The following is a 16,780-nucleotide window of genomic DNA, read 5'->3' on the forward strand; positions in this document are numbered from 1 at the left end:
CAGTATTAAATACTAGACGCGAAGGCAAGCTCACTGACTTCGATGTGATAAATGATAGCTAATCATTTATCAATGAGAGATACAAGACGTGAAGCTTGCTTACGTGACAGGCAAAGCCTGTAAAACTGATTTATTCACAAAGAGGGGAGGAGGCGCTGCGCTTTTAGAGGAGGAGATTAATTTAAAGTAATAGTTGGCTTTTGTTTTTCTCATTTACTCCTAATTCTTTTCTCTTTGTGTAATATTTTTTCCTAAAAACTGCACTTTTATATAAATAAACACAGCGTTTACAAACCAAAGTATAAATTGAGTTCGTAAACGCTGGCTTTATTTTCTACCAGCTATACGTTGCGCTTAACGTATATTGCTCACCGCGCCCAGGTGTACCTGGTATTTCTTCAAACGACTCATCCCATAAGTTATCTGCCGCTAAGGTGATAAATAAATTACTCAACTGTGGCGGCGTTATTTTAAGCGTTAGCTGGGTAAATAACGCATTGTCATTGCCGTTTCTAAGTGAATTTTTGTGTTGTGTACGCCATTCGTTATCTATTCTAAATTCTAAAATATCAGTTGGGTTGTACACAGCGCCAAGTGTTAAACGGTGATCAGGAAAGTTTAACGCGTAAAAGCTGGCATCAATATCGGCTGCGCCGTAGTTTTCTGATTTATGTAAATAGGTGTAGCTTGCTATAAGCTTTGCTGTATCAAAGTGCTTAGTCGCTAAAAATTCAACCCCTGCAGTATCAATATCTACTGGGTTTGCAAAGCGCGCTGAGGTTGAATCAAAATTAAAGGTCCAATCGGTCAAGTTATTATCTTTTCGATAAAAAATAGCCGAGTTTAACTGCCAGCTTTGTTCTTCAAGTAATAAACCTAGCTCCAAGTTTGATGTGGTTTCGCGCTCAAGGTTGTAGTTACTTCTAAATAACCCGCCAGAGTCGCTGCCGCCAATGGCTGTGTAGCCTGCAACTTGACTCGCCTCTGCGTACGATAAATAAAACGTGTGCTCAAAACCTTTGCTGTTTTGTGTATTAAGCGTTATATCACCAATAAGTGACAGTTCAGAGTCGTCTCTATTTGTATCGTCAAACGCAGCACCTAAACGAAATGTAAGTTGTTTATTATCCTCAAGCGCCATTTTGTATTCAGGCAATACGCTTAATTTATAATACTTACGTGAGGTAAAGTTGTTTTCGAGTGTGGTTGATTCAATCGAGTCATCAATAAATTGTGCAGAGTAATTTATTGCCAGTGCATCGCTTTGTGCATGGCGACCCGAAAGTCCAAACGATTTAACTTCGCTTTTATGAAAAGCTTCAAATGCACTAGGATTTTCGCGCGAGTAAATATAGTGATCGTCATGGGTACGATAATAAGCAGATACTTCAAAGTTGCTGTTATCAGCGTAGTTTTGCTTGTGATTAAGCATCCAAAGACGGGTTTCTAAATCTTCAGTTTCGTTAACGCCAAAAGGGGTGTACAAGTTAGGCCAGCCAAAAAACTTATCTTGTGAGCCAAAAAACAAATCTGTTTGGCTATGCTCGCTTGCTAATTGCACGCGAGCTGAGGCGCGCGAGAAGTCATGATCGCCATTATCAATGGTGCCATCACTTTGCGAATGAGAATACTCACCTTCAAAGCCCAGAGTATAGTTAGCTAAGCTATCAAGTTGTGTGTTTTTAGCAGCGTGAATACTTTGCAGATTAAAGTCGTTTGTACCAGTACCAAGGGATACACTACCGCCAGTAATAATCGGTTTCCAACCAAACGAAACTGTACCTACAGAGCTATTCATACCGTAAAGTGCGTTATCGGCACCGGTTAAAACATCTGGGCCGGTTAGCATTTGCGGTGCAATGGGTATTTCAGCAAAATAATGCCCAGATTGCGGGTCAAGCAGGGTAACGCTTCCTACTCTAAAACCGGTGTTTTCGAAAATACCGCCGCGTATAGTTACATCAGCCTGCGCCTCAGCCATATTACGCGATTGTAAATCAACACGGGGGTCATATTCTAAATTAGAAATAGGCGAGTCGAATGTACCTACTGGCAACTTATTTGCAGTGGGTGAGGCCTCAACCGTTATTTTCTCGATTGCCGACTCATCAGATAGCGTATTAGCATTAGCAAATGCAGTAACGCTGCATAATATTGCAGGCATTATAAGGTGTGGTGTGCGATTCATGTGTTTCTCGTCATTTTTTATTTGTAGCTGTGGTTACAATTAATTTAAAAGCTTATATTTGAGCATGATAAAATAATTAAATGTAACAGCAGTCATTTTGTGCGCGATTGTACATTAATTTGTTAATAACTGCATTTGATAACCATTTACGTAATACCGGCTTTATTAAAAACGTGGTCATTCTATCGTATTAAATAGCGCACTCACTGCGTTAAAAATTATTTATATAGAACAACTATATGTCATAATTTTCGCCTTGTTATTGCGCTATTTTCTTGGCGCTATAATAGAACATTATTTTAATGCAATCGGTATAATTACTTATTAGGTAACATTTATAATGGATACTAAAGAATATAATACTATTTACTTTGCTGGTGGCTGCCTGTGGGGCGTACAAGAGTTTTTAAAGCACTTACCAGGCGTAATAAGTACTGAAGCAGGTCGCGCTAATGGTACAAGCAAAACCACTGACGGCGAATACGATGGTTATGCCGAATGCGTAAAGGTCATTTTTGATTTAAAAGTCGTTAGCCTAAATAAGCTGTATGACTACTTTTTTGAAATTATTGACCCATACAGTATTAATAAACAAGGGGATGACGTAGGCCCTAAATACCGCACTGCTATTTATAGCAAAAACCAAAGCCATTTAGATGCAGCAAGCAATTATATAAACAAGCGCAGTGATGCCGATAAAATTGTGGTAGGGGTAGAGCTGCTAACTAACTACGTGCCAAGCGATCCTGAGCATCAAGACCGTTTAACTAATTATCCTGATGATTACTGCCATATACCGCTTGAGTTATTGCATAAGTATAAATCGTAAATTTGAGTAGGGTAAGCGCACAAAGATAAGTAATTAGAAGCTATCGCTTCTCGCGTAAGCAAGCTTAGCGCCTACGGGTAAAGTTTGACGCGGTGTTTTTTGTAGACGTGCAGCTTGCTGACGTGACGAGCGCAGCTCATAATTATTTAAACCTGAAGTCCCAAAAATACATACCCACAAAAAAGCTCACGTACTGTGAGCTTTTTTAAAACTTACTTATAGCTAATTTTAACTTACTGCTGCTTTTGCGGCGGGAAGTTACTTAATATTTCGCTCACTGTCTTATTAATTGATGCTTCACGTTGTTCTGGCGATTGGTTTTTCTTTAATCGGCCTTCTTTTGCGCCGCGCCATACTAGCTGGTTAGATTCACGGTCTACAATATCAATAATCAGTGTGCCCACTTCGTATTCACGCGCGGTTGTGTCACGTTGAAAACCAGTACCCCAATAACCCCAATGCGGGCGGTAGTTTACATTAAATGTATCTACTTCAAGCTCTTTATCTACCGATGCATGATAGTTAACAAGTACATCAGCATTTGCTGCATCAACTAAGCTCATACCTAGTGTTTGGCTCAGTTCTGCGTTAACGGCAGTGCGAACACGTTTTTCCATTAGGCCATTAATTTGGTAATTATTTGTGTCTTTAGTTAGGCTGGCGTTTTCTACCCAAGCAAATGTTTTAAAATTACTAAAGTTGGCTGATTTATCGTAATCCCAATCAGGGGTTTGTGTACAGGCTGTAAGTAGTGCTAGCGCTGCAACAATAAGTATATTTTTCATTACGTTTGCTCCAATAGAATGCATTAATTTAAAATAACACACATAGTTTAAATGTGTATTATTTAAACGTCCTATATTTTAGTTTAGTTGGTTTGCCTTAACGGCCAATTAATTGTGTTCAACTTCAATCCAATCTTTTTCATCTACCCAGTTTTGTGCACCGTCTTTTACCGAGCGAATCGGCACAATGTAGTCACAACTTATTTGCGGCTTAACTGAGGCAAATATAGGAACAAAACCAAAGCTTAGTGCGGTTTCTATAATTGCTTTTTGATTTTGTGGGTCAATGTCGGCCGCTTCATCTATGTAAATAGGTATACGGTATAGGTTTTGTTCCTGATCGCTTAATAAGTAACGAATAAACAACATGCCACACAATAACTTAATCGTAATACGTGTGCCGTTTGAACCTGCAGAATCTATTTTTTCAAAGTGTTCGGTTTCACCTGCGCGGTTAACTACTTCAAATCGAATATCAAATAAATCGGTAAGTGTTAAGCCCGCTTTATCTGATGCGAGTTTAATTAAGTGATCTTTTGCTTCGTTTACCGCACTTTCGCTGTACGGTTCTTGGCTAAGTAAATCAAGCGTGTCACCTTGCTCAAACTGATGCGACGTACTGATAATGGTATCGATACTATCAACCAGCATTTTGCGAGGTATTACGTTAATTTTAAACGCTTGCAGGTTTGAAATTCGGTGCTGGCTTATGCCTTTATTAAAGCTATTCATTTCGCGGCGAAGTCGGTCTAAATCTTCTCGCAAGCCTTTAATCGTTGCGGCAACCTCGGTAAGCGCAACACGCGCTTGGCGCTCAACGGCATCGCGTTCGTTATCAATATTATGAAAGGCGCTTATTAGCTTTTGATATTTAGTGTATTCGTCATTTTCGTTGTCGAATTTAGTAATACCCGCGTTATATACATGCAAATAGGTGTTGCGTACGTTTATGTCAAAATTACGCAGCTCTTGGCAGTCTTTATTAAAGTGATGAACAAGGTCGCTTAAGTTATCAAAGTCGACTGTAATATCAATCATATACGGGGTTACTTTACCGCTGTATAAATCAAGCGTGTGGTCAATTCGCTCGCTCTTAACTTGGCGTAAGCGCTCAGTTTGGCGATCAATTTGCTCTTGTTTCGATTTAATTAACGAGCGACGATCGGCAATTGAGCCACTATTTTTTTGAATATCTTGCAAGTAGTCGTCAACTTGTTCGCGCTCAGCTAATAACTGCTCTTTTAGCATGGCTTGCGCTTCAACCGATAGCTGCATTACATCAAACTGCTCTAAGCGTTTTAGCGCGCTCTCTGCACTCATAAGCTCATCGTATAACGCGTCTTTTTCTTTTTGCTTGTCGGCAACGTTTGCAGCAACATCGCGCTGTTGCTTAAACTCTTTAAGTGAATGCTCAAGTGCATTTAACTGAGCGGTTAATTGCTCTTTGTTTTCGCCGCTTTGCATTTGCACAGGCGAGAGCTTTTTAAGCTTAATGCTCGCACCTGGTAGCGTTAAGACGCCGCCTTTAACGTTTTCACTTAATAGCGATAAAAATTCCCCAAACGCGTCTTCGTCATCAATGGTTATATCGCCATTAGTGGTGGTTGCAAACGAGAGAATATCAGGGTTTAAAATGCGCGATATTTCTTCTACTTCTTTTAACGAGAGGTCTTCGCGCATGCGGGTAAACAAATTAAATTCAAGATTTTTAAGTTGCAGCTTTAGGCTCTTAATTTGTTTTTGTGTTTCGCTGATGCGGTAGTCAAGCGTGTGCAGGCTTTGCCCTTGTGCGCTAGTTATAGAGTGCGAAAGCGACTCGTAATCTTGCTTTAACTGAGTCAGGCTGGTTTTAAGGGTGGCTTTATTTACTAGTTCAAACTCGCTTTTAAGCGCATCGTAATCTAAAAACCACTGCTCAATTTGAGTTTGTCTGCGCTCTATATCACGCGATTGCTGTACGTATAGGCTTTGCTTTTGCTCAAACTCGTGTTTTTCGTGCTCTATATCTTCAAGGGCTATGGCAAGCTCAGAGAGTTGCGACTCTTGATAGGTATCAAAATCAATCAGTGCTTGGTCAATTTTAGGCGCGTATGCGGCTAATTTACCTTTAAGCACGGTTTGGTTTTCAAGCATTGATTCAAGCGCGGCTATTGGCTCTTGCATTGACTCAAGGGCTTTTAATTCGCGTTTTGAGCGATTTACTTTATCAAATGAGCGACGCCATACTTCATAAAAGTCGACTTTAGAGTTCGACATATGGCGTTCAAACACGCGTAACATAAAGCGTTTTACGTCGCTTGCGCCTAATTTGTGTAAGTTAAGAATACGTCTAAATATTTCTTTATAAATAGAGGAGTCTTGCACATTATTAAGCGGGATCATTTTTAGGTTAATGTCGCCGTCAAAAGGCGTTGCGCCGCCAGTAAGTAGCGCGTTTAACTCTTGTGCTTTAAGCTCAATAGGGTTGTAGTTAAGCGATTTTAAATGGTTGAACAGCTTGGTAAATTTAATAATAGTTTTACCTTGCGTGTACTGCTCTAAATCAAGCTTTCCTTGATAACAAAAGTACTGATGCGCGTAACCGGCAATTTTACCAAGGCCTGCCACGCCTATTACTACCGAGCCATGAGGCAAGTTAGCTTCTAGTAAAATGTACGACTGATCGGATGAAAAATAAAACTTACGGGTTTCATCTAAATCGTGTCCGTCCCATTCTGTTAAGCGTAAATCGTTAATAAGCGGAAACTGCAGGGCGTTAATAACCGAGCTTTTACCGGTGTTATTGGGCGCGCAAATAGAGCTGCTTTTATCAAGCGGGATCACACATTTTGCATAGCCTGCGGTGTTAAGTAGGGCGAGTTTGCTTAGTCCGTATAGATTTTTCATTCCTCGTCCTCTGTAATGTAGGTTTCTTCGTTTACTTCCATGAGTGCATCTATGTAGCGGTGAATTGGCGCTTGTAGCATAAAGCCGCCTTCTAGTTCACGGGCTAAACCTAAGCGCACCATGCGCAGGTAAACGTCTTTACGCAAATCCGATCCCGAAAATATCTCAAGCTGATCAAACAAATGTTTGTTAATTTGCACCAGCGTTTGCATAAGCTCTAAATCGTTTACGTCGTCAAACAATGCGCGCATTGGGTCTTTACCCGTATTGGCGTAGTGCTCAATTAAAATGTAAATGGTGAGCGCGATAGCGCGAGATATTTTGCCCATATTTGGCGTACTTTCGTCGCTACCAAAATAATAAAAGCCACGGCTGTCGTGTTTTAAATCGTTACCTAAAGCGGTAAATAGGGCGGTGTAGTCTTCTATGTGTTGGTCAAGCTCTTGCCACATTACGTTGTCTTGCTCGCAAATGTGATAACCCGCTACTAATTTTTTATTAATGGCTTGTAGATGGGTTAGCTCGTCTAAGTTTATGTGTGTCATGGTTTATTTACCTGCCTTTGAATCTGGCTGAGGCTCTGAATTAAATGGATATAAAGAAAAGTGCTGACCGGCAATTTTTACGCGGGCTTTTTCATCGCTTTGAATTATTTTAATATCGCTGTCGCTGACTAATTTTTGATACAAAAATAGCATTTCGTCGGCATCGAGATCTGGATAGCTTTCGTCTAAAAATTGCAGCAAGGGCTGCGGCTTTTTGCGTTTTTTATTAAAGCGCTTAGCAAAGTTGGTTTTAACATCGTTGTAGTCAGGAATATTAGGCGTAACAAATGCAGGCACGTCTTGCTGGTCAGGCAATTGGTATTCTTCGTGTTCAAATTCAACCAAGCTTGCCATGTAAGCCACAATATGGCGTTGCTGACCAAGCGAATATCGCTGCGCGTCGCTTACAAAATGTGGTTGCACAGCACTTAGCATATTGTCTACGCCATTTTTACGTACAAGCCCAAGTACTTTGGCTGCTTGGCGAGTAATTAAGTTATTACGGCGTAGCTCCTCGCGCAGTGGCATAAGCATATCGGCACTTTTACGTAAGCTTTCTCGGCCCATTAAATGCATTTCGAGTATACGGGTACGTAATTGCTCCAGCATACGTTTGTCGTTATACGCTTTACCTGAGCGCTCAATGTGCAGTATTTGCTTACTTATTTGCTCTTCAATGAGGGTAAAACATGCATGAAACTCACCACGAATATCAACCATTTCAAGCATGGGCTCTATGTATTCGTCAAACGCTTCTATTACCGCTTTATAACGCTTTTGCAGCGATTGCACCGCATTATTAGATTTAGCTTGTTCAACAATATTTAAAATAGCGTTTTCGTTGTGCGTATAGAGCTTCATTATTTTACGCACCCGATCATCCATAATGCGGCTGTAGCGGCGTAAATCGTCAAAGTCTTCTATTTCGCCAGCGTTATCTAGGCGATTTCCTAAACGTGCCAGGTCGTCTACTAATACGCTAATTTCTTGCGCTAAACCTAAATGCTCTTCTTGCAGTAAAAAAGTAGCAAAATCAGCAATAGCACGATTTATTTCAAGCTGAGAGGATTTAGCCAGTGGAATTAAAATATCTTGATTTAACAAACGATTTGTTTCTTTATAAATGCGTTCGTTTGACCACGTAGGCTGCTTTTGCTTAATCGCGTTTTGTACGTCTTTTAGGCTAAAGTCAGCCATTTTAAAACGTTTAAATAATAGCTCTAATACACCCCAATGTTCGGTTATGGTGTTTAGCAGCTTTTTAGCTGGGATCATAAGGGGTTACAACATCCTAGTATTTTATTATTGAGTTCTTTTAGAAGACTCATTATTACGTATTTTTAATTAACCTTGTCTGTATATAGTATTCGTTTTTAAGACCATTTAATAATAGTTTTTGCATAGAGGCAGTGCTAAAATTCGCGCCGAAAATAGGCACATGAAATGGAATGTTATTTGTGTGTTCTTTAAAACTATATCAAAGGTTGTTTAACTACCATGGTTTCCTCGATTATTCTAACCCTGATAGCGATTGCATTTTTACTGATCGTTATAGAAGATATAATCCATGTAAATAAAGCTAAAACCACGCTGTTTTTTGGTACGCTTTGCTGGATTCTTCTTTTTATATACCCCCTACACGGGCAAAGCCCCGATACGATTCAACATCTTTTAAATGAAAATATTTTAGAAATTGCCTCATTATGGCTATTTTTAATGGCTGCAATGACCTTTGTCGCGTATTTAAATTCAAAGGGGTTTATAGAAAATATTGTGCACCGTGTTATGCCAAAAAGTATTAGCGAAAAAAAGCTCATGTTTTTGGTGGGTGGTTTTGCGTTTTTGTTTTCGTCGATTTCAGATAACGTAACAGCGACGCTTATATCGCTTGCGGTTGTTATGTCGTTAAAGCTTGAACCTAAAAAACTCATTAAATACGCCACGCTTATTGTGTTTGGAGTGAACTCAGGTGGGGTATCGCTAATAACAGGTGACGTAACCACACTAATGATATTTTTAGATGGCAAAGTAACCATTGCTCATTTATTACTACTTATAGCGCCAGCACTTGCAAGCGTTATGCTGCTTGCCGCGTTACTGTCTATAGGTATGAAAGGGCGTGTTGAGTTTGCTAGTGCAGGTAAAACCCGCATTGAAAAAACCGACATAACCATTGCTGTTATATTTTTATCTACCGTAGTGAGCACACTTACGCTGAGTGTAATTTACAGCGTACCGCCTTTATTAACCTTTTTGTTTGGCTTATCAGTGATGTTTTTAGTGGCGCAATTTTTAATGCGTAAAAAAGACATAAACAAAGACATAATCGATTTTGTTCGCGATATAGAATACGACACATTATTGTTTTTTGTAGGCGTACTTTTACTTGTAGGTGCACTTAAAGAAATTGGTATGTTGAGTAAATTTACCGACCTATACACGGTAATGGCACCAGAATACGCAAACTACTTAATGGGCATATTATCAGCTGGGGTCGATAACGTACCGCTTACCGCTGCATTATTAAAAGCCAATATAGTAATGAGCCAACAACATTGGTTGTCATTTACGTATGCAACGGGTGTGGGCGGTTCAATGCTTATTATTGGTTCGGCTGCGGGCATTATTGCCATGAGTAAAGTTAAAGCGCTTACCTTTATGAGCTACTTGCGTTTATCGCTGCATTTATTAATTTGTTACACGGTTGGATATGCGGGCTCGTATTACATGGGCAGTTTTATTTAACTCATAAATTATTAAATGCTTGACAGCTAGACGTCTAAACGATAACTTTCAAAGCCCCGCTACTTAGTGGGGTTTTGTTTTATTAGCCACTGGTTAATAAAGCATTCAGAAGAGGTGCGATACTTAGGTACTTAATGTTAGGCGACGAAAGCCGATGATCATTAAGGAGGGAAGTACTCGCCGAGGAAAATAATGGTACGTCGTCATTGTTTTTCGGTTTATGGGGCTGAATCCTCAAAACTGTCACCAATATAGGTGGAGAGCTTCTGGCAGTGGACTTATCTTCAAGCATTCCTTTGCCAAGTTCTTCTTGTTTTATTGCGGTTTGGATACCGCGAAAGGAGACTAAATGACTACCCAATCAGTGCCACAAACAGTATCAGGCGCAAAATCAGATTACATCGTTGCCAAATTTGGCGGAACAAGTGTTGCAAATTTTGAAGCGATGAGTCGCTGTAGCGAAATTATTGTTGCAGATAAAAGCGTACGTATTGTTGCCGTGAGCGCCAGTGCCGGCGTAACTAATCACTTAGTTGCACTGTGTAAATCAAGCATTACTTCAAGTGAGCGCCAAGAACACATAAATGGCGTTCTTGCTATTCAACAAACTATTTTAGATGAATTATCGCTAGATGCCGATTTAGCTGTTGGCTTTAACGAAACCCTAAAAGCATTTCAAACATTGGCTCAAGAGCCACTAACAACCGATCAGCAACACGACGAGCTACTTAGCTTTGGTGAGCGTTTGTCGTCGTATTTATTTGCACAGGTACTTCGTTTACAGGGCTTAAATGCCGATCGCTTTGATGTGCGCAAGGTGCTTAAAACAGACAGCCAATTTGGCAAAGCAACGCCCAATGTTTCAGCCACAGCGCAAGCTGCTAAAGAGCATTTAATTCCGTTATTAGACGCTCAAGTAATTGTAACTCAGGGATTTATTGGTAGTGACGAATACGGTCACACCACAACGCTAGGACGTGGTGGTTCTGACTATAGCGCTGCATTACTAGCTGAAGCGATTAACGCTAAAAGTGTGCATATTTGGACCGACGTAGTGGGCATTTTTAGCACCGACCCGCGTTTGTGCGCAAAAGCGACGCCTATTGCACGCTTAAGTTTTGACGAAGCCGCTGAAATGGCAACCTTTGGCGCAAAAGTATTACACCCAGCAACTATTTTACCAGCGAGCCGTAGCCACATTAACGTGTTTGTAGGTTCTAGCCGCGAGCCAGAGCGTGGCGGTACATGGATTGAGCGCGAAAAATCGCAGCAACCAGGTATACGCGCAGTAACGCAACGTAAAAACCAAATATTGCTTACGCTTAAAAGCCCAGAAATGCTACTAGCAAGCGGCTTTTTAGCACGCGTATTTACACTATTAAGTGAATACAATATATCGGTAGATTTGGTAACCACATCAGAAATCAGTGTGGCTATAACCCTTGATAACGCGCAAAACGCCTCGCGCCCAGAGCTTGATCAAGAATGCCTAGATAAGCTTGCAGAGTTTTGCCATGTTTCGGTAGAAAACAACCTAACATTGGTGGCACTTATTGGCTCTGAGATTCAATTACGCCAACACGAAATGAACTTAATGAGTGTACTAAAAGACTTTAACATTCGATTAATTTGTCACGGTGCTAGTAAGCACAACCTGTGCTTTTTAGTAGAGCAAACTGAGTCAGATAACGTAGTACAGTCTATTCATAGCCGTTTATTAGAAAATGATTTTGCTGCGTAAATAACCGTTATTCAGGAAAATCACCTAGTAAAATCACTTAATAAAAAGCATCGCCAGTCGGTGCTTTTTTTATGCACCACACTCACATCAAAACAAACATTACTGTCACTGCTATCAGCTACAGTAACGCGATTACTGCAAGCACTCAGCTTTGCACTATTTAATTCGTCAAACACATTGGGGCTAAGTAACTTTGCAATAGGGCGGCTGGTGGCTTTAGCAAGAGACTCTTTTAGTGTCCAAATTCTAAAAAACGTATCTGCTTGGGCTTGGGTATTAGTGGGCTTGGTGATAAGTGTAATTTCATCATTATGATAAAAATGCTTAGCGAGCTTTTCAAATGGGCGCTTTAGGCTTACTTTTTCAATATCAAACCCAAACTCACTTTTATCAAAATTTAGCGCGACCCCAACTAAACCATGCGAGTGCGAAATACAGGTATTTATAACATCACCACCCACTTGTATTTGCAGCTTTGAGCTTGCTTCGTCAAATTCTGTACTCATTTTATTAAGGGGTACGTGCGTATGTTGCGGCTGCGTTACTTTAATAAGGTGTTTTAACAATAACCGCGTCGCTAAATACTCTTGCTTAGCTTGTGGGCTTTTACGGCGGTTTATAATGTTTAACTCAAACGGGCTTAAGCAATCGGGCAAATTAAAGTCACTAAGCTCAAGTGTTTTAGCATTAAATAATAAAATGCTGTTACTCGCTAAAGACAAATTTGCCAATTGAGTTGAAGTAATACTCAAGGCGTTTTTAAAATAGTGTTCAGTCATAAAAGCCCTAAAGCAAAAGAAGTCGCTGATATTGTGAGCGGTTAACGCCACTAACAAAGGCTGGGTACAATTTTATTACTCAGCTGGCATGAAATATGGTTTAATTCACAATAATCAAAATAATAACAGATTTGTAGATGTATGGCACAAGTGCGTGATGGGTTTCAAAGCCGACTTGGTTTTGTTTTAGCCGCTGCTGGCGCAGCAGTGGGTTTGGGTAATATTTGGGGTTTTCCTACGCAAGCGGCCAACCATGGCGGCGGTGCTTTTTTACTGGTTTATTTTATTGTTATATTTTTACTTGCGCTACCTGCGCTGTATACCGAACTTTATTTAGGTCACAAAGCACAAGCTAATCCTGTAAAAGCATTGGGTGATGCATGGCAAAACACTAGCCGTAAAGTAGGTGCAGCAGCCGGTTACATAGGTCTTGCGGGCGCAGTTGTTATGCTAAGTTTTTATTCAATAGTGGCAGGGTGGATGCTCTCGTACGCTATTGAACCCATAACAACCTTTTTTGGGTTTACGGGCGCAAGCGAATTTTTACATAGCGACTCAGTGCTGCGTAATTTTGTATTTACGCCGCTTATGCTTATTTTAACCGCCAGTATTATTTTAAAAGGGGTTAAGTCGGGAATCGAAACCTGGTCGCGCCGATTAATGCCACTGTTACTTGTGCTGCTTGTTGGTTTAATTGCCTACATTGCAACACTCGATGGCGCAAGCGAAGGTTTTGCCGCGTATTTAATTCCTGATTTTAGCCAAATACTCGACCCTAATTTAATTATTGCCGCAATGGGGCAAGCGTTCTTTTCGCTCTCACTAGGTGTGGGTTGTATGATGATTTACGGCTCGTATTTACAACCAGATGCTAATTTACCAAAGCTCACCGCAGGTGTTGCATTACTTGATACTGGCGTTGCTTTTTTAGCGGGATTACTTATTATTCCTGCTATTTATGTGGCGCAGCACAGCGGTGTAGAGGTATTTAGTGGCGGTAAATTGATTGGTGAAGGGCAGCTAATTTTTGCTATTTTACCTGAGCTATTTAGCACCATGGGCGAAATTGGCTTATTAGTTGGTTTATTGTTTTTTGTATTAATGTCTATCGCATCGGTTACGTCAACTATATCGACGACTGAAATTCCGGTAGCGTTTTTAGTCGAAAACCACAACGTTAGTCGCACCAAAGCAACATGGGCAGTGAGCGCCGTTGTACTTGTGTGTGCAAGCGCAATTATACTAAATTTTGATTGGTTATTTGGCTTAGTTATTATGCTATTTACTCAATACCAATTGCCGCTTATGGGCTTGTTTTACTTTATTACGGTAGGTTGGATGTGGCAGCGTGGTAATAAATTACACCAAGCAACAACCGGCGTACATTACTGGTTTGCTCAGTATATTCGTTTTGTTTGCCCAATATTAATGACCTTGGTATTTGCAAACGTTGCGTTTGGTTAAGCTCTATTTAAAGTGAATTTTTAAACAAAAAAAGCGAATAGGGCTCACCTTATTCGCTTTTTTTGTGCCTGTTATCTAGGTATAGCTTAGGTCTTTATAAAACCTCATTAGTTAGAGGCCTACCTTCACTTACTTCAAACGCGTTAAGCAGGGTTGTGTTTGCTATTTCGGTGAGTGCTTCTTGTGTAAAAAAGCCCTGATGCCCCGTTACTAATACATTTTTAAAGCTCACTAAGCGCGAAAATATATCGTCTTGGTTTATTTCGTCACTGTGGTTTTTAAAAAATAGCTCCGACTCTTGCTCGTAAACGTCGAGCCCTAAATACCCTAATTTTTTAGTTTTAAGTGCATTAATGCACGCTTTGCTGTTAAGCAGTGCCCCGCGAGAGGTGTTAATAAGCATAACGCCGGTTTTCATTTTACTAAATGCCTCATCATCTATTAGATGATGAGTTTGTTCCGTTAATGGGCAATGCAAAGAAATCACATCGCTTTGGCTAAGTAAGGTGTCTATATCGGTAATTGTATAATTGCCAGGTTGCGCGTATGGGTCGCACACTAATACTTTAGCGCCAAAGCCGTTTAAAATGTTGCACAGCGCAAGGCCAATTTTACCGCAACCTACAATACCCACGGTTTTATTGTGCAAGTTAAAGCCTAGTAATCCGTTTAAATCAAAATTGTCTTCGCGTACGCGGTTATACGCTTTATGGGTTTTACGGCTAAGCGTGAGCATAAGTGCAATACAATGCTCGGCTACTGCTTCTGGGCTGTATGCTGGTACGCGTAATACTTTAATTTTATGTGCTTTTGCGGCAGGTAAATCAACGTTATTAAATCCTGCACAACGTAGCAAAATAGTATTTATGCCTTGGCTTGCCAGTTGTTCAATAACAGTGGCGTTTACAGTGTCGTTAACAAATACGCATATGGCATCAAACCCGTTTGCTAAAATAGCCGTTTGTTCGCTCAGGGCTTGCTCAAAATACGTTATTTTTATATTACTGTAATCGCGTGTACTTTGTTCAAAAAAAGGCAGTTCGTACTTTTGAGTACTAAAAAAAGCAATATTCATGGTAATAGCCTCGACGCTTAATAAGTATCAATACAATAAACTACTTTATAAACCTATGCTCTGGTAACACGCATTTTATTGATTTAAATTAAGCCTTAGCTGGCGTAAACAAAGGTATTTTTGATGCTACCTTTTTACCACCTCTTGCAGCGCTTAACTTTGCGGCTTGCAGTAAGTTACTTTCTATTACTTGTTTAAGTGTTTCGGGCTTAGTACGCGGTGCATAGCGTGCAACAAGTTGCCCTTGTGAGTTAATTAAAAACTTAGTGAAATTCCACTTAATTGCACGGTTTTGCGAAATACCCCGCGTATGCGACTTTAAATAATTAAACAACGGATGTGTTTCTGGCCCGTTTACCATTACCTTACCAAATACCTCAAACGAGATATTAAATTGATCTTGGTAAAAGTCTTTAATGGCTAAATTATCAAGCGGCTCATTTTGGCCAAACTGGTTACACGGAAACGCAAGCACAGTAAAACCATTGCTTTTGTATTGCTGATAGAGCTTTTCGAGCGCGTTTAATTGCACCGAAAAATTACACTTACTCGCTGTATTAACAATAAGGACGGTTTTGCCCTGTAGCTGGCTAAGAGGAAAATTTTCGCTGTTATAAAGTGGTGCATTAAATTGATAAATACTGTCCATAGGTTACCTACTTACCTTTCCCGTTGAGGAAATTTTATAAAGACTTTCATTCGCTTTTTTATCGACCGGTTGACATAATCGAGGTCTAGTTTCTAAGTTATCAGTTAAATAGGTCATTTTTATGTCAATGAAAGTCGCATTTATAGGTTTAGGCGTAATGGGTTACCCAATGGCGGGGCATTTAGCAAAAGCAGGGCACAGCATATGCGTTTATAACCGCACACAAGCTAAAGCACAAACGTGGACTGCAGAACATTCAGGAAGCTTTGCACTAACCCCGCGCGAAGCTGCCAGCAATGCCGACATTGTATTTATGTGTGTTGGTAACGATGACGATTTACGCTCAGTAGTGTATGGCGACGACGGCGTGTTAGCGGGCATGTTACCGCACACTATTTTGGTTGATCACACCACAACCTCTGCCGAAGTAGCACGCGAAGTGGCTGCAAAAGCGGCTCTGCAAAATATCGACTTTATAGATGCGCCTGTATCGGGCGGACAAGCTGGCGCCGAAAACGGCGTATTAACGGTTATGGCGGGTGGCAGCGAAGCCGTATTTGCTAAAGTGCAGCCAGTTATGGCGGCGTTTAGTCGTTTTAGCCAATTACTAGGCGGCGTTGGCTCGGGACAACTTTGTAAAATGGTTAATCAAATATGTATTGCTGGTGTAGTGCAAGGTTTAGCCGAAGGCTTACATTTTGCCAAGCAAGCTGGGCTTGATGGTGAAAAAGTTATAGAAACCATTTCTAAAGGTGCAGCCGGTTCGTGGCAAATGGAAAACCGCTACAAAACAATGTGGGCGGGTGAATATGAGTTTGGTTTTGCCGTAGATTGGATGCGTAAAGATTTAGGCATTGCACTCGATGAAGCTAAAAACAACGGCGCTACTTTACCAATGACTGCAACGGTCGATCAATACTACGCCGATGTACAAGCACTCGGCGGTGGCAGATACGACACCTCAAGCTTACTAGCACGCATTGTAGCGCTGCATAAAAAGTAACGCTGTAGATACCATCTCTCATTTTAAGCTTCAAGGTCGTATTTAACTTTCTTGGAGCTTAAACGCTTCTTGGTTTTTTATTACACCAAAA

General features: G+C 40.5%; 13 protein-coding genes and 1 riboswitch. Of the genes, 5 read left to right on the forward strand and 8 right to left on the reverse strand.

From position 1 onward, the window contains the following. Positions 1 to 334: 334 nt before the first annotated feature. Complete coding sequence (locus tag GQR47_RS19440; protein WP_154904263.1) at positions 335 to 2,188, reverse strand: TonB-dependent receptor; 1,854 nt, start codon at positions 2,186 to 2,188, stop codon at positions 335 to 337. A gap of 340 nt (positions 2,189 to 2,528) precedes the next feature. On the opposite strand from GQR47_RS19440, the gene GQR47_RS19445 reads away from it, so the two are divergent. Beyond that, complete coding sequence (locus GQR47_RS19445) at positions 2,529 to 3,017, forward strand: peptide-methionine (S)-S-oxide reductase (RefSeq protein ID WP_024595192.1); 489 nt, start codon at positions 2,529 to 2,531, stop codon at positions 3,015 to 3,017. 233 nt (positions 3,018 to 3,250) lie between these two features. On the opposite strand, the gene GQR47_RS19450 is transcribed toward GQR47_RS19445, so the two are convergent. From GQR47_RS19450 to GQR47_RS19465, 4 genes are all read right to left on the reverse strand, one after another. Next, complete coding sequence (locus tag GQR47_RS19450) at positions 3,251 to 3,802, reverse strand: DUF4136 domain-containing protein (protein WP_024595193.1); 552 nt, start codon at positions 3,800 to 3,802, stop codon at positions 3,251 to 3,253. 108 nt (positions 3,803 to 3,910) lie between these two features. Beyond that, positions 3,911 to 6,688 carry an ATPase gene (locus GQR47_RS19455; protein WP_024595194.1) on the reverse strand — a complete coding sequence of 926 codons (2,778 nt, stop codon included), beginning with the start codon at positions 6,686 to 6,688 and terminating at the stop codon, positions 3,911 to 3,913. Continuing rightward, entirely contained in the window at positions 6,685 to 7,233 is a 549-nt protein-coding gene (locus GQR47_RS19460) for a hypothetical protein (protein WP_024595195.1), read from the reverse strand. The genes GQR47_RS19455 and GQR47_RS19460 overlap by 4 nt, the downstream gene beginning before the upstream one ends. Before the next feature lie 3 nt (positions 7,234 to 7,236). Beyond that, positions 7,237 to 8,508, reverse strand: a complete 1,272-nt coding sequence (locus tag GQR47_RS19465) for a hypothetical protein (RefSeq protein WP_024595196.1) — start codon at positions 8,506 to 8,508, stop codon at positions 7,237 to 7,239. A gap of 222 nt (positions 8,509 to 8,730) precedes the next feature. On the opposite strand from GQR47_RS19465, the gene nhaD reads away from it, so the two are divergent. Both nhaD and lysC read left to right on the forward strand, forming a co-directional pair. Next, positions 8,731 to 9,978 carry a sodium:proton antiporter NhaD gene (gene nhaD / locus GQR47_RS19470; protein WP_024595197.1) on the forward strand — a complete coding sequence of 416 codons (1,248 nt, stop codon included), beginning with the start codon at positions 8,731 to 8,733 and terminating at the stop codon, positions 9,976 to 9,978. A 101-nt stretch (positions 9,979 to 10,079) separates the two neighbouring features. Beyond that, a riboswitch (Lysine riboswitch) is annotated at positions 10,080 to 10,252 on the forward strand. Positions 10,253 to 10,327: 75 nt separating this feature from the next. Beyond that, positions 10,328 to 11,719: a lysine-sensitive aspartokinase 3 gene (gene lysC, locus GQR47_RS19475; protein ID WP_024595198.1), complete on the forward strand. Its 1,392-nt coding sequence runs from the start codon at positions 10,328 to 10,330 to the stop codon at positions 11,717 to 11,719. 20 nt (positions 11,720 to 11,739) lie between these two features. Here the strand turns inward: lysC and GQR47_RS19480 are convergent, their stop codons facing one another. Next, positions 11,740 to 12,498, reverse strand: coding sequence for a 4'-phosphopantetheinyl transferase superfamily protein (locus GQR47_RS19480; protein ID WP_024595199.1), 759 nt, complete (start codon positions 12,496 to 12,498; stop codon positions 11,740 to 11,742). A gap of 141 nt (positions 12,499 to 12,639) precedes the next feature. Between GQR47_RS19480 and GQR47_RS19485 the strand changes: the two genes are divergently transcribed. Then, entirely contained in the window at positions 12,640 to 13,962 is a 1,323-nt protein-coding gene (locus GQR47_RS19485; RefSeq protein WP_024595200.1) for a sodium-dependent transporter, read from the forward strand. A gap of 94 nt (positions 13,963 to 14,056) precedes the next feature. Here GQR47_RS19485 and GQR47_RS19490 read toward each other — a convergent pair whose 3' ends face one another. Next, the gene (locus tag GQR47_RS19490) at positions 14,057 to 15,037 is read right to left on the reverse strand and encodes a 2-hydroxyacid dehydrogenase (RefSeq protein ID WP_024595201.1); all 981 of its coding nucleotides are present in this window, start codon (positions 15,035 to 15,037) and stop codon (positions 14,057 to 14,059) included. 88 nt (positions 15,038 to 15,125) lie between these two features. Beyond that, entirely contained in the window at positions 15,126 to 15,686 is a 561-nt protein-coding gene (locus GQR47_RS19495) for a glutathione peroxidase (protein ID WP_024595202.1), read from the reverse strand. A gap of 121 nt (positions 15,687 to 15,807) precedes the next feature. Here GQR47_RS19495 and GQR47_RS19500 point away from each other — a divergent pair, with 121 nt between their 5' ends. After that, positions 15,808 to 16,689: an NAD(P)-dependent oxidoreductase gene (locus tag GQR47_RS19500; RefSeq protein WP_154904264.1), complete on the forward strand. Its 882-nt coding sequence runs from the start codon at positions 15,808 to 15,810 to the stop codon at positions 16,687 to 16,689. Positions 16,690 to 16,780 lie beyond the last annotated feature (91 nt).

The sequence above is a fragment of the Pseudoalteromonas sp. Z1A2 genome, from assembly GCF_011378755.1.
Classification (GTDB): Bacteria; Pseudomonadota; Gammaproteobacteria; order Enterobacterales; family Alteromonadaceae; genus Pseudoalteromonas; species Pseudoalteromonas distincta.

Bases quoted from the DNA above. Each gene is read 5' to 3' on its own strand.
- GQR47_RS19440 (WP_154904263.1), bottom strand. From the start codon at position 2,188: ATGAATCGCACACCACACCTTATAATGCCTGCAATATTATGCAGCGTT.
- GQR47_RS19445 (WP_024595192.1), top strand. From the start codon at position 2,529: ATGGATACTAAAGAATATAATACTATTTACTTTGCTGGTGGCTGCCTG.
- GQR47_RS19450 (WP_024595193.1), bottom strand. From the start codon at position 3,802: ATGAAAAATATACTTATTGTTGCAGCGCTAGCACTACTTACAGCCTGT.
- GQR47_RS19455 (WP_024595194.1), bottom strand. From the start codon at position 6,688: ATGAAAAATCTATACGGACTAAGCAAACTCGCCCTACTTAACACCGCA.
- GQR47_RS19460 (WP_024595195.1), bottom strand. From the start codon at position 7,233: ATGACACACATAAACTTAGACGAGCTAACCCATCTACAAGCCATTAAT.
- GQR47_RS19465 (WP_024595196.1), bottom strand. From the start codon at position 8,508: ATGATCCCAGCTAAAAAGCTGCTAAACACCATAACCGAACATTGGGGT.
- nhaD (WP_024595197.1), top strand. From the start codon at position 8,731: ATGGTTTCCTCGATTATTCTAACCCTGATAGCGATTGCATTTTTACTG.
- lysC (WP_024595198.1), top strand. From the start codon at position 10,328: ATGACTACCCAATCAGTGCCACAAACAGTATCAGGCGCAAAATCAGAT.
- GQR47_RS19480 (WP_024595199.1), bottom strand. From the start codon at position 12,498: ATGACTGAACACTATTTTAAAAACGCCTTGAGTATTACTTCAACTCAA.
- GQR47_RS19485 (WP_024595200.1), top strand. From the start codon at position 12,640: ATGGCACAAGTGCGTGATGGGTTTCAAAGCCGACTTGGTTTTGTTTTA.
- GQR47_RS19490 (WP_024595201.1), bottom strand. From the start codon at position 15,037: ATGAATATTGCTTTTTTTAGTACTCAAAAGTACGAACTGCCTTTTTTT.
- GQR47_RS19495 (WP_024595202.1), bottom strand. From the start codon at position 15,686: ATGGACAGTATTTATCAATTTAATGCACCACTTTATAACAGCGAAAAT.
- GQR47_RS19500 (WP_154904264.1), top strand. From the start codon at position 15,808: ATGTCAATGAAAGTCGCATTTATAGGTTTAGGCGTAATGGGTTACCCA.